The sequence below is a fragment of the Streptomyces sp. NPDC048483 genome, from assembly GCF_040651455.1.
Classification (GTDB): Bacteria; Actinomycetota; Actinomycetes; order Streptomycetales; family Streptomycetaceae; genus Streptomyces.
The window spans coordinates 1-19,091 of sequence record NZ_JBEZJZ010000056.1; the positions used below are offsets into that span (position 1 = coordinate 1).

The 19,091-nt window shown below is 69.8% G+C and carries 19 protein-coding genes and 1 pseudogene; 2 read left to right on the forward strand and 18 right to left on the reverse strand.

The window, feature by feature from the left end; genetic code table 11:
* Window positions 1–163: 163 nt before the first annotated feature.
* Complete coding sequence (locus AB0D04_RS25335) at window positions 164–826, reverse strand: MerR family transcriptional regulator (protein ID WP_362707413.1); 663 nt, start codon at window positions 824–826, stop codon at window positions 164–166.
* 48 nt (window positions 827–874) lie between these two features.
* Between AB0D04_RS25335 and AB0D04_RS25340 the strand changes: the two genes are divergently transcribed.
* Window positions 875–1,813: an ADP-ribosylglycohydrolase family protein gene (locus AB0D04_RS25340; RefSeq protein WP_362707416.1), complete on the forward strand. Its 939-nt coding sequence runs from the start codon at window positions 875–877 to the stop codon at window positions 1,811–1,813.
* Window positions 1,814–2,008: 195 nt separating this feature from the next.
* On the opposite strand, the pseudogene AB0D04_RS25345 reads toward AB0D04_RS25340, so the two are convergent.
* The 12 genes and pseudogenes from AB0D04_RS25345 to AB0D04_RS25400 form a co-directional block, all read right to left on the reverse strand.
* Window positions 2,009–2,164: pseudogene (locus AB0D04_RS25345) on the reverse strand (RNA-guided endonuclease TnpB family protein); the annotation flags it as partial.
* A gap of 271 nt (window positions 2,165–2,435) precedes the next feature.
* Window positions 2,436–5,252 carry a DEAD/DEAH box helicase gene (locus AB0D04_RS25350; protein ID WP_362707419.1) on the reverse strand — a complete coding sequence of 939 codons (2,817 nt, stop codon included), beginning with the start codon at window positions 5,250–5,252 and terminating at the stop codon, window positions 2,436–2,438.
* A gap of 161 nt (window positions 5,253–5,413) precedes the next feature.
* Entirely contained in the window at window positions 5,414–6,382 is a 969-nt protein-coding gene (gene tatC / locus AB0D04_RS25355; protein ID WP_362707422.1) for a twin-arginine translocase subunit TatC, read from the reverse strand.
* A 63-nt stretch (window positions 6,383–6,445) separates the two neighbouring features.
* The gene (tatA, locus tag AB0D04_RS25360; RefSeq protein WP_362707425.1) at window positions 6,446–6,736 is read right to left on the reverse strand and encodes a Sec-independent protein translocase subunit TatA; all 291 of its coding nucleotides are present in this window, start codon (window positions 6,734–6,736) and stop codon (window positions 6,446–6,448) included.
* Window positions 6,737–6,955: 219 nt separating this feature from the next.
* Window positions 6,956–7,156, reverse strand: a complete 201-nt coding sequence (locus AB0D04_RS25365; RefSeq protein ID WP_362707427.1) for a hypothetical protein — start codon at window positions 7,154–7,156, stop codon at window positions 6,956–6,958.
* 16 nt (window positions 7,157–7,172) lie between these two features.
* Window positions 7,173–7,418, reverse strand: coding sequence for a hypothetical protein (locus AB0D04_RS25370; RefSeq protein ID WP_362707430.1), 246 nt, complete (start codon window positions 7,416–7,418; stop codon window positions 7,173–7,175).
* A gap of 40 nt (window positions 7,419–7,458) precedes the next feature.
* A complete protein-coding gene (locus AB0D04_RS25375) occupies window positions 7,459–8,409 on the reverse strand; it encodes a WYL domain-containing protein (RefSeq protein ID WP_362707432.1) in 951 nt (316 codons plus the stop codon).
* 17 nt (window positions 8,410–8,426) lie between these two features.
* Complete coding sequence (locus tag AB0D04_RS25380; protein ID WP_362707434.1) at window positions 8,427–9,395, reverse strand: WYL domain-containing protein; 969 nt, start codon at window positions 9,393–9,395, stop codon at window positions 8,427–8,429.
* Window positions 9,396–9,524: 129 nt separating this feature from the next.
* On the reverse strand, window positions 9,525–9,896 hold the full coding sequence (locus AB0D04_RS25385; RefSeq protein ID WP_362707437.1) for an FKBP-type peptidyl-prolyl cis-trans isomerase: 372 nt from the start codon (window positions 9,894–9,896) through the stop codon (window positions 9,525–9,527).
* A 57-nt stretch (window positions 9,897–9,953) separates the two neighbouring features.
* On the reverse strand, window positions 9,954–10,862 hold the full coding sequence (locus tag AB0D04_RS25390) for an FKBP-type peptidyl-prolyl cis-trans isomerase (RefSeq protein ID WP_362707440.1): 909 nt from the start codon (window positions 10,860–10,862) through the stop codon (window positions 9,954–9,956).
* A gap of 221 nt (window positions 10,863–11,083) precedes the next feature.
* Window positions 11,084–12,445, reverse strand: a complete 1,362-nt coding sequence (pafA, locus tag AB0D04_RS25395) for a Pup--protein ligase (protein WP_362707443.1) — start codon at window positions 12,443–12,445, stop codon at window positions 11,084–11,086.
* Between the two features lie 9 nt (window positions 12,446–12,454).
* Window positions 12,455–13,714 carry an MFS transporter gene (locus tag AB0D04_RS25400; RefSeq protein ID WP_362707446.1) on the reverse strand — a complete coding sequence of 420 codons (1,260 nt, stop codon included), beginning with the start codon at window positions 13,712–13,714 and terminating at the stop codon, window positions 12,455–12,457.
* A gap of 133 nt (window positions 13,715–13,847) precedes the next feature.
* Here AB0D04_RS25400 and AB0D04_RS25405 point away from each other — a divergent pair, with 133 nt between their 5' ends.
* Complete coding sequence (locus tag AB0D04_RS25405) at window positions 13,848–14,900, forward strand: LacI family DNA-binding transcriptional regulator (protein WP_362707449.1); 1,053 nt, start codon at window positions 13,848–13,850, stop codon at window positions 14,898–14,900.
* A 58-nt stretch (window positions 14,901–14,958) separates the two neighbouring features.
* Here the strand turns inward: AB0D04_RS25405 and prcA are convergent, their stop codons facing one another.
* The 5 genes from prcA to dop form a co-directional block, all read right to left on the reverse strand.
* Window positions 14,959–15,852 (reverse strand): proteasome subunit alpha, encoded by an 894-nt coding sequence (gene prcA, locus AB0D04_RS25410; protein ID WP_362707451.1) that lies wholly within the window; start codon window positions 15,850–15,852, stop codon window positions 14,959–14,961.
* A 66-nt stretch (window positions 15,853–15,918) separates the two neighbouring features.
* Window positions 15,919–16,764, reverse strand: a complete 846-nt coding sequence (gene prcB, locus AB0D04_RS25415; protein WP_362707453.1) for a proteasome subunit beta — start codon at window positions 16,762–16,764, stop codon at window positions 15,919–15,921.
* Window positions 16,716–16,898, reverse strand: a complete 183-nt coding sequence (locus tag AB0D04_RS25420) for an endonuclease domain-containing protein (protein WP_362707456.1) — start codon at window positions 16,896–16,898, stop codon at window positions 16,716–16,718. The genes prcB and AB0D04_RS25420 overlap by 49 nt, the downstream gene beginning before the upstream one ends.
* Window positions 16,899–17,090: 192 nt before the next feature.
* Window positions 17,091–17,309, reverse strand: a complete 219-nt coding sequence (locus AB0D04_RS25425) for a ubiquitin-like protein Pup (protein ID WP_362707459.1) — start codon at window positions 17,307–17,309, stop codon at window positions 17,091–17,093.
* A gap of 197 nt (window positions 17,310–17,506) precedes the next feature.
* Window positions 17,507–19,018 carry a depupylase/deamidase Dop gene (gene dop, locus AB0D04_RS25430; RefSeq protein WP_362707461.1) on the reverse strand — a complete coding sequence of 504 codons (1,512 nt, stop codon included), beginning with the start codon at window positions 19,016–19,018 and terminating at the stop codon, window positions 17,507–17,509.
* Between the last annotated feature and the right edge of the window lie 73 nt (window positions 19,019–19,091).

Genomic DNA, 19,091 nt, shown 5'->3' on the forward strand with positions numbered 1-19,091 from the left:
ACGGCAGACCACTGAAAGCCACACCCGACACCCCTGGGTGAGCCAACCCTACGAATGGCTCGCTCATCCCGATCAACAAGGTAGGGACCACTGAACACCATCGGAAAGACTCGTCCAGGGGATCTGTTCGCCCCCTCCCCCAGGGCCGACGGCGCGCCTCGTCCTACCGCTCGGCCTCGTACCGCCGCGCCGAGCCGTCCACATGCGCCAGCCGCCGCATCGCGCTGAGCACCGCATCCCCCAGTACGGTCCCCACCACCGCGCTCTCCACCAGGGTGTCGACCTCCGCATTGCGCCCCACGAACGCCAGGTCCGCGGCGGCGATCCGCTCGCACGCGGCAGCGTAGTCGTCCAGCACCTCCTCGAACGTGCCGTGCCCGATCTCCCGGAAGGTGGCCAGCGCGACCGCCAGCGCCTCGGCGGAGACATGGCCCGGATCGACCTGCCAGCCCCGGCGCCGTACGAACTCCGCGACCGTGCGCCGCGCCTCGTCCAGCCCCGCCGGCTCACCGGCCGACGGGGGACTGATGGCCTCCTGCGCCGCGCCCAGCACCTTGTGCACCGACTCCTCGGGCGAGTCGACGGCGGCCAGCACCTCCCGTACGACGGAGACCGACAGCCCGCCGACATCCATCAGCCCGCGGATCAGCCGCAGCCGGCGCACATGGATGTCGTCGTAGCGGGCCTGATTGGGGCTGGTCAGCCGGCCCGCGGGGAGCAGCCCCTCACGCACGTAGTACTTGATCGTCGGGACCGCCACGCCCGTCTCCCGGCTCAATTCCCCGATGCGCATCCGCCGCCCTTTCCTCGCCGATTCACCGGCCATGATAGATAGTCTGGCTATCCAGCCAGCCAGTCGGAGGGCCACAGCCCCATGCACACGGACCGCACCCAGCGCGCGATTGGCGCCGTACTCGGCTCCGCCGTCGGCGACGCGCTCGGCGCACCCTTCGAGTTCGGCGAACCCGGTGCGTACACCGCCCGCTTCCCCGACGGCATCGGCGAGCCCCGGGCGGGCGGCGGCTGGGACCGCGGCGAGGCGACCGACGACACCCAGATGGCAGTGCTCACCGCCCGGTCGCTCCTCGAACGCGACGGCCTCGACCTCCCGGATCTCTTCCGCCGCTTCCAGCGCTGGGCCGCGGCCGACCCCAAGGACATCGGCCTGCAGACCGAGGACGTCCTGGGCAGCGGTCTCCCCTGGGACCGTGCGGCCGCCGCGCACTTCGAGGTCAACGGGCGGGCAGCCGGCAATGGCGGGCTGATGCGGGCCGCACCCTCGGCCGTGTACTTCGCGGGGCGCGGCCGTACGGCGACGATGGACGCCGCGCGCCGGCTGACCGCGCTCACCCACGGCGACCCCGCGGCCTGGGAAGGCACCGCCCTCTTCCACGAGTTGGTCCGCACCGCCCTCGACGGCGGTGATCCGCTCGCCGCCGTACCGGACGCCCTCGCGGCCGTCACCGCCGCCCACCGCGACCGCTGGGCCGTCGTCCTCGCACCCGACTGGCACCCCGGCCTGGCCACCGAGTTCAACGGCGCGGTCTGGCCCTGCCTGGGCTCCGCGCTCTGGGCGCTGCGCACCACCGGCTCGTACGCCGCTGCGGTGTGCGCCGCGATCGACCTCGGCGGCGACACGGACACGGTCGCGGCGGTCACCGGCGGGCTGGCGGGAGCGGTCCACGGGGCGCCGGCGATCCCTGAGGCGTGGGTGCGGCCGCTGCACGTACCGCTGCCGGGGTTCGGCGACACGGTGCTGCGCGTGCCCGAACTCACGGCACTGGCCGGGGAGTTGGTGCGGTCCGGAAGCTGAACCGGGCCGCCGGCGCCGCCGACTCCCCCGCCGGAAGAATTGGTTGACGGCGCGTACCTCTCTTGCCGCTGACTTCTCCTTGGCCTCCTCCCCCGCAATTGATGCGAGGGATTCTCTCCCTGGCGTCCGTGGTTACAGTGCGCCTTGAGTCGGGTTGCATCCTTGATCACCGTCACCGTCACCGTGGACGGCACGGCGCGGCGCGCCCATCTTCGTGCCCTGACCAGTTCCTTTGGGGCCCGCGAAGAAGTTGGCGTACGCGGCATCCAGATCGCGAAGGGCCTGCTGCAACACCACCGCGGATACCTCACCCAGCCAGGCCCGCTCCGGCGTCTTCTTCGCCTCGGTGATGAACCACAGCTGCACACCACGACCGTACGGTCGTTCCCACAGGCGAACTACACGGAGATCGCAAGTGACAGAATTCGGCTTTCTGTTACCCGCGCACGCGCTTTCGTGACGAAATGCCGTCACCACGCGACTCTCTATACCCACCTGAGACGCAGGCGAGAGACCATACGCCCGGGCTGAAGCCAGCGAACTGCGAGGGATTCCCCGTAGCGACGGCGCCCGCCCCCCGGAGCGGGGAACGGGCGCCGTCGCCGGCTCAGCCGTCATCGGCTCACCCGACCGACGAATACGCCACCACGCCCCGCAGCACGCCGTCCACCGCCTTACGAGCCGTCCTCGCCACCGAGCTCCCGGCCGGGGCTGCGGCCGCTATCTGGCCGAGGACGTCGATCAGCTGCTTGCACCAGCGCACAAAGTCGCCGGCCGGCATCTGTGCCTCGCGGAGCACCTCGTCCAGGCCGAAGCCGGAGGCCCAGCGGTACGCCGCCCAGGCGAAGCCGAGGTCCGGCTCGCGCTGGCCGACGCCCTCCGCCTGATTGATCTTGTGGTCCTCCTCGAGGGCGTCCAGCCGCCCCCAGATCCGGACCATCTCCCCCAGCGCGTCCCGGGCCTTGCCGGACGGCAGCTTGGGCGCCACCGCGTCGTCCGCCTGCCGCGCCTCGAACACCAGCGCCGAGGCACAGGCCGCCAGCTCCGCGGGACCCAGCCCCTCCCAGACGCCGTCCCGCAGGCACTCGCTGGCCAGCAGATCCAGCTCGCCGTAGAGCCGGGCCAGCCGCCGCCCCTCTTCGGTGACGGTGTCGCCCTCGAGGTAGTCCAGCTCGCTCAGCAGCGCGCAGATCCGGTCGAAGGTGCGCGCGATGGTGTTCGTCCGGCCTTCGATACGGCGCTCCAGCTGACGGGTGTCCCGCAGCAGCCGGTGATAGCGCTCGGCCCAGCGGGCGTGGTCCTCGCGCTCGGCGCAGCCATGGCAGGGGTGCGCGCGGATCTCCGTACGCAGCCGGGTGATCTCGCGGTCGTCGGCAGCCTCCGAGCGCGGCTTGCGGTGCCGGGACGGTACGAGATGACCGGCCTTGGTGCGCAGCGCGGACGCCAGATCGCGGCGCGACTGCGGGCTGCGGGCGTTGAAGGACTTGGGGATCCGCATCCGGTCCAGCGCCGCGACCGGCACCGGGAAGTCGATCGACGCCAGCCGCTTGACCTGCCGCTCGGCGGTCAGCACCAGCGGCCGCGGGCCGTCCTGCGCATCGAAGCCGCGGGAGCGGTCCGTACGCCCCGAGGGCATGCCGGGGTCGAGGACCAGCGCCAGGCCCGCGTACTTGCCGGTCGGCACATGGATGACATCGCCGGGCTTGAGCTTCTCCAGCGCCGCCGCGGCCGCCACCCGCCGCTGCGCCGCGCCCTGCTTGGCGAGGTCTGTCTCACGGTCCTTCAGCTCCCGCCGCAGCCGGGAGTACTCCTCGAAGTCCCCGAGATGACAGGTCATCGAGCCGCGGTAACCCGACAGCCCTTCCTCGTTCTTCTGCACCTGCCGGGAAATCCCGACGACCGACTTGTCGGCCTGGAACTGCGCGAAGGACATCTCCAGCAGCTCCCGCGAACGGTGCCGGCCGAACTGCGAGACGAGGTTGACCGCCATGTTGTACGACGGCTTGAAGGAGGACCGCAGCGGATACGTCCGCGTCCCGGCGAGACCCGCCAGCGCGCCCGGGTTCATCCCGCGCTGCCACAGGACGACCGCATGGCCCTCGATGTCGATGCCGCGGCGTCCGGCCCGCCCCGTCAGCTGGGTGTACTCGCCGGGAGTGATGTCGGCGTGCTGCTCGCCGTTCCACTTCACCAGCTTTTCCAACACCACCGACCGGGCGGGCATGTTGATGCCCAGGGCCAGCGTCTCGGTGGCGAAGACGGCCTTGACCAGCCCCTGGACGAACAGCTCCTCGACGACCTCCTTGAACGTCGGCAGCATGCCGGCGTGGTGCGCGGCAATGCCCCGCTCCAGGCCTTCCAGCCACTCGAAGTAGCCCAGCACATGCAGGTCGTCGTCCGGGATGCCGGCCGTGCGCGCCTCGACTATCCGCCGGACCCGCTCGCGGCCGTCCTGGTCGTTGAGCCGCAGGCCCGACGCCAGGCACTGCTGGACGGCGCCCTCGCAGCCGGCGCGGCTGAAGATGAAGGTGATCGCGGGCAGCAGGCCTTCGTTGTCGAGGCGGTCGATCACCTCGGGCCGGCTGGGCGTCCAGATCCGGGCCCGCTGGCGCCGCTCGCGCTCGCGGTCCGCCTCGCGCATGTTCCGGCCGCGCCGCTTGTCCCGGCCGAACGTCGGGCGGCTGTTCTCCATCCGCGCCAGCCGCTCCAGGTCGGGGTTCACCTCGCGGCGGCCGCCGCCCTGCCCGTCCCGCTCCTCGAACAGGTCGTACATCCGCCGGCCCGCCAGTACGTGCTGCCACAGCGGCACCGGACGGTGCTCGGCGACGATCACCGCGGTGTCGCCACGGACGGTGTCCAGCCAGTCTCCGAACTCCTCGGCATTGGAGACCGTGGCCGACAGTGACACCAGTGTCACCGACTCGGGGAGGTGGATGATCACCTCTTCCCAGACGGCACCCCTGAAGCGGTCGGAGAGATAGTGCACCTCGTCCATGACCACATAGCCGAGGCCTATCAGGGACCGCGAGCCGGAATAGAGCATGTTCCGCAGCACTTCGGTGGTCATCACGATCACCGGCGCCTCGGAGTTGACGCTGTTGTCGCCGGTCAGCAGGCCGACCTTGTCGGCCCCGTACCGCTTGACCAGGTCCTGGTACTTCTGGTTGGACAGCGCCTTGATCGGGGTGGTGTAGAAGCATTTACGGCCCTGCTCCAGGGCCAGGTGGACGGCGAATTCGCCGACGATCGTCTTGCCGGATCCGGTGGGGGCCGCGACCAGCACTCCCTTGCCGGCCTCCAGGGCCTTGCACGCCTCGAGCTGGAAGGCGTCCAGATCGAAGTCGTACATCTCTCGGAAAGGGGCGAGTGCGGTGGCCTGCTCGGCCGCCCGGAGCTTGGCGGCGGCATAGCGCTCAGCAGGGGACATGTCCTCGGTCATCGTGCTTACGAGCCTACCGGCCGCCTCTGACAACGACCGGATCTTTTCTCCGGGCTCCTGCCGCCGCCGCGAGCCGAAGCGCTGATCCCACGAGAAGGAGGCGGGGAGCTCCAGGGCTCCCCGCCTCCTTCTTCTCGTCCGCGTACGCGTGTCCGGCGTCCTCAGGTGACGTCGTCGTAGCCGCCGCGCCCGCGTCCGGCGCGATCGGTGTCCGTACCGTCACCGAGCGCGGGCGGCGCGGCCACCGGCTCCAGCTCGCCGATGTCCTCGGGCGTCAGATCCAGCTCGGAGGCCTCGTCGTCGTCGGGCCCGGAGTCTTCCCGGCGCCTGCGGCGCAGGTCGTTGGAGAGCGCGATGCCGACCGCGACGAAGTAGAGCAGGGCGATGGGCATGGCCAGCGCGATCATGGTGAGCGGGTCCGTGCTGGGTGTGGCGATGGCGGAGAAGACCGTGATGGCCATGACCATCGCGCGCCACCAGCCCAGCATCCGCTTGCCGGTGATGATGCCGGCGAAGTTGAGCATGACCAGCAGCAGTGGCAGCTCGAAGGACAGCCCGAAGACGAGCACCATGCGGGTGATCAGGTCGAGCAGCGTGTCCAGCGGGACGAGGTTGCCGACACTCTCCGGCGTGAAGCTGATGAGCACCTTCGCCGTGGTCGGCAGCGTCCAGTACGCGAAGTAGGCGCCGGCCGCGAACAGCGGGAATCCGGAGGCGACGAAGCTCATCGTGTACTTCTTCTCGTGCCGGTGCAGACCGGGCGCGAGGAAGGCCCACAGCTGGTAGAGCCAGACCGGCGAGGCCAGCACGACGCCCGCCATCAGGGACACCTTCAGCGCCAGGGTGAACGGCCCGAGCAGATCCAGCATCACGATGCTGGCGCACCGGTCGTCCTTGCCCAGCTTCGCGACATCGGTGAAGAGCGAATGGCAGCCGACCGACTCCAGCACCGGCTTGGTCAGGAAGTTGATGATCGCTTCGTAGAAGAACGCCGCCACGACCGTCGCGATGACGATCGCCAGAACGCCCTTGGCCAGCCGGTTGCGCAGCTCACGCAGATGCTCCACGAGCGGCATACGCCCCTCGGGGTCCTTCTCCTTGGCTCGCTTTTCAGGGGCAGACTTGCGCAACCCTCGTCCTCATCTCATGCCACAGGCGGCGGCCCGGCCGCCGCCGCGGTCAAGCCCTCGGGGTCAGCGCTGCGCGGTGTGCTCGGGATCGGCGACCGGACGCGCGCTGGTCACATCCCCCGGAGCGGCCTTGATGGTCTTGCGCTCGCCCTGCGGCTCGTCCGCCGGCGGGTCGGCGGGCGCTTCCTGCTTCTGGGTGGCCTCGGACTTCATCGCCTTGGCCTCGCTCTTGAGGATCCGGGCGGACTTGCCCAGGGAGCGGGCCATGTCGGGCAGCTTCTTCGCACCGAACAGAAGAAGAAGGACGACAACGATGAGGACGAGCTCCATGGTGCCGATCTTGCCACCGAACATAAGTCTTTACCTTCTCACCGAGGCGGCTGGGGATGGAACTAGCTGACTTGGCCGGACACTCCGTCCGCCCGCCGTTCTTGCAGCGATCGTAGCGCTCACGGGTGAATTGGGGGCAACCCCTGTGCGCACTCCCGGTTGCGGGGCCGCGCCTCGAACATCGGCCCTGCGCAACAGCGTACCGCCCATGGGGAAGGGCAGGTCAGGCCCGTGCGCCGGACGTCACTTCTTCGTCAGGTCCAGCGATGCGGCAAGCGGCGTGGCCGCCCGCTCCAGATCCTCGGCGGCCCGCTGGATCCGCGCCGAGGCCGCGCCGACCTGCCGGGCCAGCCGCCGTACCTCGACGAAGACGCGGATGGCGAGGACGCCGAGCACGGCGATCCCGAGGAAGCCGAGGGCAACAGCGATCATGGGCCAGAGCATGGGGCGAGCCTATCGGTCAGCCGGTGTGCAGCCGCAGGGTGCGCACCCCGCCGCCGGTGAGCAGCTCCACGATCCGCTCGCCGGCCGGCCTGCGCGCCGCGCGGCCGCATTCGGGGCAGGTGAAGGAGTAGAAGGTGGTGCGGCGGCTGGCGCCGATGGCCAGCCGGAAGGCGTCCGAGGCCAGTTCGAAGCGGCCCCGGCAGTGCGGGCAGGCCGCCTTGAAGAGCACCGGAGCGGTGGGGTCCGCCATCGTGGTCGTCATCCTTCGCTGCCTCCTCTTTACGGTGTCCGCGGTTGCGCGCTCACTCGCCGTACGCCGCGAGCGCCGCGGCCGCCGCCCGCTGCGCGCTGTCGGCGAGCGCCTGCGGCGCCACGATCCGCCCGTCCCGGCCCAGCCGCAGGGCGAGGCGGCGCAGGGATGCCGGGTCGGGGGTGCGCAGGGTGATGCGCAGTCCGCCGTCGGGCAGCTCCTCGGCGCTGTCGTGCGGGTAGTACTCGGCGACCCAGCGGCCGCCGGGCCCGACCTCGACGGACACCTCGGGGTCCTCGGCCGCGGGCTGGACCAGCCCCTCGGACAGATCGCGCAGCTCGATGGGCGGCGGGTCGGCGGGCGCGTCCAGCAGCTTGATCTCGGCGACCCGGTCGAGCCGGAAGGTCCGCCGCGCCTCGGAGAGCCGGCACCATGCCTCTACATAGGTGTGGCCGACGGCGAAGAGCCGGATCGGGTCGACCTCGCGCTCGGTCAGCTCGTCGCGGGCCGGCGAGTAGTAGCGCAGCCACAGCCGGCGCCGCTCGGCGATGGCGCGGTCCACATCGGCGAAGACCCCGCCCTCGGACTCGAAGGTCACCGAGAGCCGGGAGCTGGCGCCGGCCGCCTCGCCGGCCGCCGCCTCCAGCTTGGCGGTGGCGCGCAGCAGCGCCTGCCGGTCGCCCTCGCGCAGTCCGGGCAGGGTGGCGACCGCGCGGGCGGCGACCAGCAGGGCGGTCGCCTCGTCGGCGGCCAGCCGCAGCGGCTCGGCCACATCGTCGGGGTTGTGCCACCAGATGCGGTCGCCGTCGGTGTCGATGTCCAGGAGGTCGCCGCCGCGGAAGCTCGTGCCGCACATCGGCAGTACGTCGAGGTCGGCGATCAGCTCGTCCTCGGAGATGCCGAAGGCGCGGGCGACATCGCCGACGCGGGCGCCGGGCCGCTCGCGCAGATAGGTCACCAGGGACAGCATCCGGCGGGTCTGGTCGATCGCGTTCGTCGCCATGGGTGTACGTATCCCTCTCAGCCCTTGGCCACGGCGCGCAGCCGGTCGATGACATCGGCGCGCAGTTCGGCCGGTTCCAGCACCACCACATCGGGCCCGAACTCCACCAGCCAGGCGTCGAGTCCGTGCCCGCTGGGGATCTCCAGCTCGTCCCAGCCGTCGCCCAGGTCCCGTACGGTGAGCGCGCGGGCGCGCAGCGGATAGCCGTGGTCGGCGCGGAGTTTGATCCGGGCGGTGCCGGTGGCGGTCTCGCCGGCCCAGCTCTCGACGGTCTCCCGTACGGTGACGTGGTCGGGCACCGGCGCGGTGAACGCCCCTTGCCGGGAGCGGACCTTGCCGGTGATCCGGGAGAGCCGGAAGACCCGCTCGGCCTGCCGGTCGCGGTCCCAGCCGGCGACGTACCAGTGGCCGCGCCAGCACTCCAGAATCCAGGGTTCGACCTGCCGCCGCTCGGGGCGGGCGGCGTTGCCCTTGCGGTAGTCGAAGACCACCGGGCGGCGGTCGCGGCAGGCCAGCATCAGCGGTTCGAAGGCGGCTTCATGGGCCGGGATACGGGGCTCGAGGGCGCTGTGCGGCTGCCGCTCGTCGTAGTCCTCGTCGTCCGCGGCCAGCGGCATGCCGGCCGCCCGCAGCTTCTGCAGCGCACCGCTGGCCGCACCGGCGAGCCGGGCCTGCTGCCAGATCTTGGCGGCGAGCCCGAGGGCGGCGGCCTCCTCGGCGTCCAGGGTGATCGGGGGGAGGCGGTTGCTGTCGCGGCGGGCGAGATAGCCGACCTCGCCGTCGATGGCGTCCACCGTCGCGATGACCAGGCCGAGCTCGCGCAGATCGTCCTTGTCCCGCTCGAACATGCGGTTGAAGGAGTCGTCGCTGCCCGCCTCGATATAGGCCTCGATCGACGACCTGAGCTCACGCTTGGTCAGCGGGCGTCGCGTCCCCAGCAGGCACAGCGCCAGATTCATCAGCCGCTCGGCCTTGGCAATGGCCATCGACGCCCTTTCTCGTGGAACTCCCGAGCGCTGACCGTACCGCTCGGGGTGCTCCGGGCAAAGCCGAGGGCCCCTGCCGTCGCGGCAGGGGCCCTACGGGTGCGTCGACGCCAACGCGGAAGGAAGGTCTCAGACGGAGACCAGGTCGCAGACGAAGATCAGCGCCTCGCCCGGCTTGATCTTGCCGCCGGCGCCACGGTCGCCGTACGCGAGGTGCGCGGGGATGGTCAGCCGACGGCGGCCGCCGACCTTCATGCCCTGCACGCCCTGGTCCCAGCCGGCGATGACCTGGCCGGCGCCCAGCTGGAACGCCAGCGGGGTGCCGCGGTTCCAGCTCGCGTCGAACTCCTCGCCGGAGCTGAAGGAGACGCCGACGTAGTGGACCTTCACGAAGTCCCCGGCCTTGGCGACCGCCCCATCGCCCTCCCACAGGTCCACGATCTCGAGCTCGCTGGGAGCCGGACCCTCCGGAAAGTCGATCTCGGGCTTGTCGATGCTCACGAATGTGCTCCTACTTACGAATCTTTACGATTACGGCGTCAGTCTCGCAGATCGGCGTCAGCTGACGCTGAGGACGTCCACGGAAAACACCAGATCGGAGCCGATGGCCTTCTGCTGCTCAGCGTTCAGCTTGTCCTTGGGGACTACGATCAGCACCCGGCTGCCGGCCTTCTTGCCCTTGAGGCCGTCCTTCCAGCCCGGGAACTGTGTGACCGGCACATCCTGCGCCCCTTGCTGCCCCGGTGCCCAGGTGTCGGCGATCACCTTGCCGTCCTTCCAGGTGACCGCCTCGAAGTTGGCACGCACGATGCTCTTCTCACCGATCTTCGCGCCCTTGCCCTCGATGATCGTCGCGCTCTCGAGGTCCTTCGGCGCTTCCTTGCCCTTGGGCAGGGTGATCTTCGGCGCCTTGCCGTCGATATCGGTCCCGACCTTGGGGAGATCGGTGTTGTCCTGCGCGACCGGCTTGCCCTCGATCTCGGTCGGCATGATCTTCTTGAGATCGACGACGAAGACCAGGGTGGAGTTGGCCGGAATGCCTTCCTTCGCCTGCGCGCCGTAGCCCTTGTCCGGCGGGATGACCAACTCGACGCGGCTGCCGAGCTTCTGGCCCACCAGGCCCTCGTCCCAGCCCTTGATGACCTTGCCGCTGCCGATCTCGAAGGTGGCCGGCACGCCGCGGTCCCAGCTGTTGTCGAAGCCCTTGCCCTCCCAGGTCTGCCCGAGGTAGTTGGCGTTGAGGGCCTCGCCCTTCTTCACCGCCGGCCCGTCGCCCTTCTTGAGGACCTTGACCTGAAGCTTCTTGGGCGGGTCGCCCTCACCCTTGTCGACCTTGGGCTTGGCATCGGCCTTCCCGCTCACCGTCGGCACGGAGCCGGCCTTGGAGGAGTCTTCATCGCCGCAGGCCGCTGCGGAAACAAGAAGCAGGGGCACGGCGATCAGGGCTGCGATTCGGCGTCGGCGCACGTATATCCCTCAAAACGGGCTGCGATCAAGTGAATGGACAGAGCCACTCTAACCACGCCACGCGACAGTGGCGGGGTCCGTGTCACACGGAGCCCGCCACTGTTCCAACCGGCCTGCACCACATGCCGGGGACGCCGCCACCCGTACGGGCCGGATTCCCTCCGTGCGTTGCCCAGGGAATCCGCCCCGATACCGGAAGCGGTATGCGCCCCTGAATCCGCTCACATGCCGGCGATCAGCTTCTCCACTCTGTCGTCCACCGAACGGAACGGGTCCTTGCACAGAACCGTGCGCTGCGCCTGGTCATTGAGTTTGAGATGCACCCAGTCGACCGTGAAATCGCGGCGCTGTTCCTGGGCCCGGCGAATGAAATCGCCGCGCAGCCTGGCACGCGTGGTCTGCGGTGGCACCGACTTGCCCTCGAAGATCTTCAAGTCGTTGCAGATCCGCGCCGCTTGTCCCTTTCGCTCCAGGAGGTAGTAAAGCCCCCGGCGGCGGTGGATGTCGTGATACGCGAGGTCTATCTGCGCCACCCTCGGGTGGGACATGGTGATGTTGTTCTTTGTGCGATACCGCTCGATGAGCTGATGTTTCATCACCCAGTCGATCTCGGTCGCAATACGGTCCAGTTCCTGGTCCCGGATGGACTCGAGGGTACGGCCCCACAACTCCAGAACCTGCTCGACGGTGCCCGTACGGATTCCGCGGCGCTCGCAGAAGTCGACGGCCTTTTCGTAGTACTCCTGCTGCACCTCGAGAGCCGAGGCCTCCCGGCCGCTGGCGAGCCGTACCTTGCGCTGGCCGGTGATGTCGTGGCTGACCTCGCGGATGGCGCGGATCGGGTTCTCCAGCGTCAGATCGCGCATGACGGTGCCCGCCTCGATCATGCGCAGCACGAGATCGGTGGCCCCGACCTTGAGCAGCATGGTCGTCTCGGACATGTTGGAGTCGCCGACGATGACATGCAGCCGGCGGTAGCGCTCGGCGTCCGCATGCGGCTCGTCGCGGGTGTTGATGATCGGCCGGGAGCGGGTCGTCGCCGAGGAGACGCCCTCCCAGATGTGCTCCGCGCGCTGGCTGACGCAGTAGACGGCACCGCGCGGCGTCTGCAGCACCTTGCCCGCGCCGCACAGCAGCTGACGGGTGACGAGGAACGGAATGAGGATGTCCGCGAGCCGGGAGAACTCACCATGACGGGCGACGAGATAGTTCTCGTGGCAGCCGTAGGAGTTTCCCGCCGAATCGGTGTTGTTCTTGAAGAGATAGACGTCGCCTGCGATTCCCTCCTCGTGCAGACGGCGTTCGGCATCGACGAGCAGGCCTTCGAGAATGCGCTCACCGGCCTTGTCGTGGGTGACCAGCTCGGTCACGTTGTCGCACTCGGGAGTTGCGTATTCCGGATGCGATCCCACGTCCAGGTACAGGCGGGCGCCGTTCCGCAGGAAGACATTGCTGCTGCGGCCCCATGACACAACACGGCGGAAGAGGTACCGCGCCACTTCGTCAGGCGACAGTCGGCGCTGTCCCCTGAACGTGCACGTGACGCCGTACTCGTTCTCCAGCCCGAAAATGCGGCGGTCCATGACTGAACATTACGCCTGATGGCCTGCTCTGAAACCGGGTTCGACGGCCCCGTTCCGATCATTTTCCGCCGGGGCCGCACCCGCCGTACGCTGCACCGGATCCCTCAGAAATCGCTTCGTCGACAAAAGGACCAGCAGCGCCGCGATTCCCGCGGCAGCGGCCACCGAGAATCCCGCCACCGCACCGCCGCCCTCCACCGCCGGGCCCGCCGCCGAGGCACCCGCCGCCGCTCCGACGCCGAACGTCGTCACCAGCCACGAAAACGCCTCCGTCACCGTGCCCTTGGGCGCATGCCGGTCCACCACCACGAACGCGCAGGCCAGCGCGGGCGCCAGAAACAACCCCGCGACCCCGGTCAGCGCCGTCATCGCGGCGACCCCGGGAACCAGCACCAGCGGCAGATACCCCAGCGCCAGCAGCGCGATGAGCAGCCGCAGCCGGCCCTCCGGCCGCCCTGGCCACTCGCGGGCCCCGTAGACGAGGCCGCCGACCAACGCCCCGGAGCCGAGCGCGGAGAGCAGATAGCTGGAGACCATGCCCCCGCCGCGCTGGTCCGCATACGCCACCGCCGCAACCTCGATCGACCCGAGCGCCAGCCCGACGAAGAAGAACGCACCGATCAGTACGAGCAGCCCGGCCGAGCGCAGCGCGCCCAGCCAGTGCGCCTCGCGCGGCCCGCTGCGCCACTGCCGGGACGGCTTCGAGACGACGACGGAGAGCGCGCCGAGCACCCCGACCGCATTGATGACCAGCAGCGCGGCCCCCGCCGACCAGGCCGCCACGCCCAGCGTCACCAGCAACGGCCCCACCGCGAACATGACTTCCTGCGCCACCGCGTCGAGCGCATACGCCGCATGCACCTGGTCCGATCGCTGGAGAACCCCCGGCCACAGGGCGCGCAGGCCGCCCTCCAGGGGCGGGGTGAAGAAGCCGGCGATCGCCGCGGCGGCAATCGCGAGCCACAGGGGTTCCAGGCCGACGGCGGCGAGCAGCGCCATCCCGAGGGCGGAGAGCACCGCGGCGGGCAGCATCACCCGTGGCTGGCCATAGAGGTCCACGGCGCGGCCGAGCAGCGGCTGGCCGATCGCCATGCAGATGGCGTAGACCGCGGCGAGGGCACCGGCGAGCACGTAGCTGCCGCCCTCGGCCCGTACGAACAGCACGACGGCCAGCGAGGCGGTGGCGTTCGGCAGCCGGCCGACCAGCGTCCCCATCAGCAGCCGGGCCGCGTGCCGGGTTCTGAGCAGCTCCGCATATCCGGTGGCCATCCCCGCCCCTTTTCTCCGTTGTCACGGCCGGCCCCGGCCGGACGTGTTACGTATAACGCGCGCCGTTATACGTATCATGGCAGCAGCTGCGGGTCCAGCCCGCAGCGGCCGCACACAAGGAGTGACACACCAGGTGACCAGCCACGAGACCACGACGCCTCCGGGACGTCCGGCCACCGCGGCCCGCACCACCAGCCGGGACGTCGCACGGGCCGCCGGTGTCTCCCAGGCCGCCGTCTCCCTGGTCCTCGGCGACAAATGGCGCGGCCGGGTCTCCCCCGCCAAGGCCGAAGCGGTCCGCACCGCCGCCCGCGACCTCGGCTACCGACCCAACCTCGCCGCGCGCAGCCTGCGCATGGGCCGCACCCGCACCGCGCTCCTCGTCGTCCCCGCCCTGACCACCGAGTTCTTCGCCCGGGTCTACACCGGAGCCGCCCGCGCCGCCGCCGACCACGGCTTCGGCGTCGTGCTCTACCCCTCCCCCGACGGCATCGGCCCGGCCCGCGACCCCTTCGACTCCGCCGCGGCCACCCTGGACGGCGTCATCGCCTCCTCCATGGCCGCCGAAGCGCTGACCGCCCTACGGGACGCCGGCCTGCCGCTCGTCATGCTCGACAGCGACCCCGGCGACGACCGCGCCACCGCCACCGTCAATCTCGATATCGCCGACGGCGTACGGCAGTTGGCGGCCCATCTGACCGCGCTCGGCCACCGCCGCATCACCCACCTCGCGGCCGACGTGGACTCCTGGACCTTTGCCCTCCGCGCCCGCGCCGTCACCGAAGCGCTGGCCGGCGTCCCCGGCACGCTGCTGCGCCGCGAGCCGTCCGCCCTCGCCGTCGACGCCGGCCTGCACGCCGCGCACGCCGCACTCACCGCCCCCGGCCCCCGCCCCACCGCCCTGCTCTGCGACGACGACATCATCGCCGCCGGCGCCTGCAAGGCCGTACGGCGCCTGGGCCTGCGGATCCCCGAAGACATCTCCGTCACCGGCTTCGACGATCTGGCTCTCGCGGTGGCCGTCGAACCGGAGCTGACGACCGTACGGCTGCCCGCCGAGGAATTCGGCGAAGCCGGGATGCGGGCCCTGATGGCCGTCCTCGACGGCGGCGACGCCGCGGCCCCCGCCCTCCCGGTGGAACTGATCACCCGCGGCTCGACGGCCCCGCCCGCCGCCCGCCCCTGACAACAGCGCGCCCCGGAGGGCGATGACCCACCGGGGCGCGCAAGGACGCTGCCTGTTGCTAGGAGTCGGACGACCCCTCAGAGCCGTCCGAGGTCTTTGAGCTCCCCGAAGACCCCGAACCGGAATCCTTCTTAGCGGACTTGGCGGACTTGGTATCCGAAGCACCCGAGGCCTCGGTGGCCCCGGCGTCCGTGGCCGTGTCGCCCTCCGCATCCGCGTCGCCGTCCGCGGCCTTGCCGCCGTCGCCCGGCCCGTGCTCGTCCAGCAGCCGGGACAGCTGACGCCCCAGGATCCGCTTGAACTTGCGCTGCTGCGGCCGCGTACGGTCCAGCGTCGCCACCTCGAGATGCTCCGCGGTCAGCGTCCGCTCACCGCCGTTCGTGTCCCTCGACAGCGACTCCACGGCCAGCTTCAGCGCCTCGCCCAGCGTCATCCCCTCGCGGTGACGCTGGTCGAGATAGTTGCTGATCTGGTCCGCATTGCCGCCGACCGCGACCGAGCCGTGCTCGTCCACGATGGAGCCGTCGTGCGGCAGCCGGTAGATCTGATCGTCCTCCGGGGCGTTGCCCACCTCGGCGACGATCAATTCGACCTCGTAGGGCTTCTCCGCGGCGCTGGAGAAGATCGTGCCGAGCGTCTGGGCATAGACGTTCGCCAGCCCCCGGGCCGTCACATCCGCGCGGTCGTAGGTGTAACCCCGCAGATCGGCGTAGCGCACACCGCCGATCCGCAGATTCTCGAACTCGTTGTACTTGCCGACCGCCGCAAAAGCGATGCGGTCATAGATCTCGCTGACCTTGTGCAGGGCGCGGGAAGGATTCTCGGCGACGAAGACCACGCCGTCGGTGTACTGCAGCACCACGACACTGCGGCCGCGCGCGATGCCCTTGCGGGCGTACTCGGCGCGATCGGCCATGGCCTGCTGGGGTGAGACATAGAACGGCGTCGACACCGGCTATCCGTCCCTTTCTGTCAAAGGCTCTCTCACTGGCGAAGGCATTACGGATCACCCGTCCCGTCAGAGCAGCGCGGCACGCGGGCCGTCGGGCTGCTCGAGGCGGCGCTCATGAATGGCACGGGCGATCTCCGACACCTCGGCCTCGGTCAGCTTCCGGAAGCCGTCCTCGGTGATCACCGTCACGATCGGGTAGATCCGCCGGGCCAGATCGGGCCCGCCCGTCGCCGAGTCGTCGTCCGCCGCGTCGTAGAGCGCCTGGACGACGGCCGTGGCGGCCTGATTCTCCGTGAGGTCGTCGCGGTAGAGCTTCTTGAGAGCACCGCGGGCGAAGACGGAACCGGATCCCGTCGACGCGAAGCCGTGCTCCTCGGAGCGCCCGCCGGTGACGTCGTACGAGAAGATCCGGCCCTTCTGGCGGTCCACGTCCCAGCCGGCGAACAGCGGCACGATGGCCAGGCCCTGCATGGCCATCCCGAGATTGCCACGGATCATCGTGGAGAGGCGGTTCGCCTTGCCCTCCAGGGAGAGTTGGGCGCCTTCCACCTTCTCGAAGTGCTCGAGCTCCAGCTGGAACAGCTTGACCATCTCGACGGCGAGCCCCGCCGTGCCGGCGATGCCGACCGCGGAGTACTCGTCGGCCGGGAAGACCTTCTCGATGTCGCGCTGCGCGATGACATTGCCCATCGTCGCCCGACGGTCACCGGCGAGCACCACACCGCCGGGGAACGACGCCGCCACGATGGTCGTCCCGTGCGGCGCCTCGATGGCCCCCTGCACAGGCGGCAACGGGCGGTTGCCCGGCAGCAGATCCGGTGAGTGCGCACCGAGAAAGTCCATGAACGAGGACGACCCGGGCGTCAGGAAGGCTGCTGGCAGTCGCCCGGTGCTTCGGTTATTGGCTTCCACACGTTTCCTTCCGGATATGCGATGGCTCGGCGCGCGGCTTGGGGGTCATCCCTCAACAGACCGAGTCCCGAGTTGCAGTTGAAGCACAGTACGCCTCGGACCTTACCCGTCCGGTGGTCGTGATCCACATGCATGGCGATCGGAGCTCGAGCAATTCGGGCCGCGCCCGTTCTGCCCGGCGCCGCCGGGAGCACTCCGCAGAGCACTCCCGGCAGTACGCCCGCAACCCGTCGCCCATGGATTTACCGCCGGCGAAGGGGTCCGATATCAATGTCCGGCCGCATAGCGAGCATTTCTCCGCTCGCTATAATACGGACATTTACGGACTACTCTCCACCCTTCTGGACAAACGACCGAACAAAGTCCTCCGCGTTTTCCTCGAGGACATCGTCGATTTCGTCCAGCACCGAATCCACGTCGTCCGACAATTTCTCCTGGCGTTCCTTGAGGTCCTCCGACGCCTGCGCGTCCTGCGCCTGCTCCTCGACCTCTTCGGTGGAACGCGTGGCCTTCTGCTGCCCGCCGCCGCTGTCCTTGGTCGCCATATCCCTCACCCCGCTCGGTTCGCCCGCTCGATGTGACCTTCAAGATCCGACCCTACAAGCAGGGTCCGACATCGGCCCTGCACTTGGTGCAACGTCCGGGAGTCCCCAGGATCATTCCCGCACCACGGCCGTTTCAGCCGCGGATCGGGCCCCGATCGCCATGAATCCGCCATCCGTCCGCCCAGGACCGCCGCACGTCAGCGCCCGGAAAGCGTCCGCACCAGCTCCTCCGCCGTACGGCAGCGGTCCAGGAGTTCCTTGACGTGCTTACGGGTCCCGCGCAGCGGCTCCAGCGTGGGGACCCGTTGCAGAGAGTCACGACCCGGAAGATCGAAGATGACCGAATCCCACGAGGCGGCCGCGACATCGTCGGCGTACTGCTCCAGGCAGCGGCCGCGGAAGTAGGCCCTGGTGTCCTCTGGAGGCTTCAGCCGGGCCCGCTGAACGTCGGCCTCGTCCAGCAGCCGCTGCATCTTGCCGCGGGCCGCCAGACGGTTGTACAGGCCCTTGTCGGCGCGTACGTCTGCGTACTGGAGGTCGATGAGGTGCAGCCGCGCCGCGTCCCAGCCGAGGCCGTCACGGCGGCGGTAGCCCTCCATCAGCTCGCGCTTGGCGACCCAGTCCAGCTCGCCCGACAGGCTCATCGGGTCGCTCTCCAGCCGCCCGAGCACGTCCTCCCACCTGGTCAGCACGTCCTTGGTCTGCTCGTCCGCATCGGCGCCGTAACGGTCCTCGACGTATTTGCGGGCCAGCTCGAAATACTCCATCTGGAGCTGTACGGCGGTGAGCGTGCGGCCGCTGCGGAGCGTGATCAGGTGCCGCAGGCCGGGGTCGTGGGAGACGTGATGGAGGGTGCGTACGGGCTGGTCGACGGCCAGATCGACGGCGATGAAGCCGTCCTCGATCATGGACAGGACCAGCGAGGTGGTGCCGAGCTTGAGGTACGTCGAGATCTCGGAGAGGTTCGCGTCACCGATGATCACGTGCAGTCGGCGGTATTTCTCGGCGTCCGCGTGCGGCTCGTCGCGGGTGTTGATGATGGGCCGCTTCAGCGTCGTCTCCAGGCCCACCTCCACCTCGAAGTAGTCGGCGCGCTGGCTGAGCTGGAAGCCGTGCTCATGGCCGTCCTGCCCGATGCCGACCCGGCCGGCGCCGGTGACGACCTGGCGGGAGACGAAGAACGGGGTCAGATGGCGCACGATGTCCGAGAAGGGGGTCTCCCGCTTCATCAGGTAGTTCTCGTGCGTGCCGTAGGAGGCGCCCTTGTTGTCGGTGTTGTTCTTGTAGAGGTGGATGGGCTGGGCGCCGGGGACCTGGGCGGCCCGCTCGGCGGCCTCGGCCATGATCCGTTCGCCGGCCTTGTCCCACAGGACGGCATCGCGCGGATTGGTGACCTCGGGGGCGCTGTATTCGGGGTGTGCGTGGTCGACGTAGAGCCGGGCCCCGTTGGTGAGGATCACATTGGCCAGGCCGATGTCCTCGTCGGTGAGCTGGCTGGAGTCGGCGGCCTCGCGGGCGAGGTCGAAGCCGCGGGCGTCCCGCAGCGGGTTCTCCTCCTCGAAATCCCAGCGGGCACGTCGTTCCTGGTGCATCGCGGCCGCGTAGGCGTTGACCACCTGGGACGAGGTGAGCATGGCATTGGCATTCGGGTGGCCGGGGACGGAGATCCCGTACTCCGTCTCGATCCCCATTACTCGCCGTACGGTCATGCGGCCCTCCTTGCCCGGCGGCACCCCTGGATGGGGGCGGCGCTCAAGTACCGCTGCGCTTCCGGTCCGTGTG

Excerpts from the sequence above, each read along its gene's own strand:
- AB0D04_RS25425 (WP_362707459.1), bottom strand. The coding sequence starts at position 17,309 with ATGGCGACCAAGGACAGCGGCGGCGGGCAGCAGAAGGCCACGCGTTCC.
- AB0D04_RS25370 (WP_362707430.1), bottom strand. The coding sequence starts at position 7,418 with ATGACGACCACGATGGCGGACCCCACCGCTCCGGTGCTCTTCAAGGCG.
- AB0D04_RS25335 (WP_362707413.1), bottom strand. The coding sequence starts at position 826 with ATGGCCGGTGAATCGGCGAGGAAAGGGCGGCGGATGCGCATCGGGGAA.
- AB0D04_RS25420 (WP_362707456.1), bottom strand. The coding sequence starts at position 16,898 with ATGCATGTGGATCACGACCACCGGACGGGTAAGGTCCGAGGCGTACTG.
- pafA (WP_362707443.1), bottom strand. The coding sequence starts at position 12,445 with ATGGACCGCCGCATTTTCGGGCTGGAGAACGAGTACGGCGTCACGTGC.
- AB0D04_RS25350 (WP_362707419.1), bottom strand. The coding sequence starts at position 5,252 with ATGACCGAGGACATGTCCCCTGCTGAGCGCTATGCCGCCGCCAAGCTC.
- dop (WP_362707461.1), bottom strand. The coding sequence starts at position 19,018 with ATGACCGTACGGCGAGTAATGGGGATCGAGACGGAGTACGGGATCTCC.
- AB0D04_RS25380 (WP_362707434.1), bottom strand. The coding sequence starts at position 9,395 with ATGGCCATTGCCAAGGCCGAGCGGCTGATGAATCTGGCGCTGTGCCTG.
- AB0D04_RS25375 (WP_362707432.1), bottom strand. The coding sequence starts at position 8,409 with ATGGCGACGAACGCGATCGACCAGACCCGCCGGATGCTGTCCCTGGTG.
- AB0D04_RS25365 (WP_362707427.1), bottom strand. The coding sequence starts at position 7,156 with ATGCTCTGGCCCATGATCGCTGTTGCCCTCGGCTTCCTCGGGATCGCC.
- AB0D04_RS25400 (WP_362707446.1), bottom strand. The coding sequence starts at position 13,714 with ATGGCCACCGGATATGCGGAGCTGCTCAGAACCCGGCACGCGGCCCGG.
- tatA (WP_362707425.1), bottom strand. The coding sequence starts at position 6,736 with ATGTTCGGTGGCAAGATCGGCACCATGGAGCTCGTCCTCATCGTTGTC.
- AB0D04_RS25340 (WP_362707416.1), top strand. The coding sequence starts at position 875 with ATGCACACGGACCGCACCCAGCGCGCGATTGGCGCCGTACTCGGCTCC.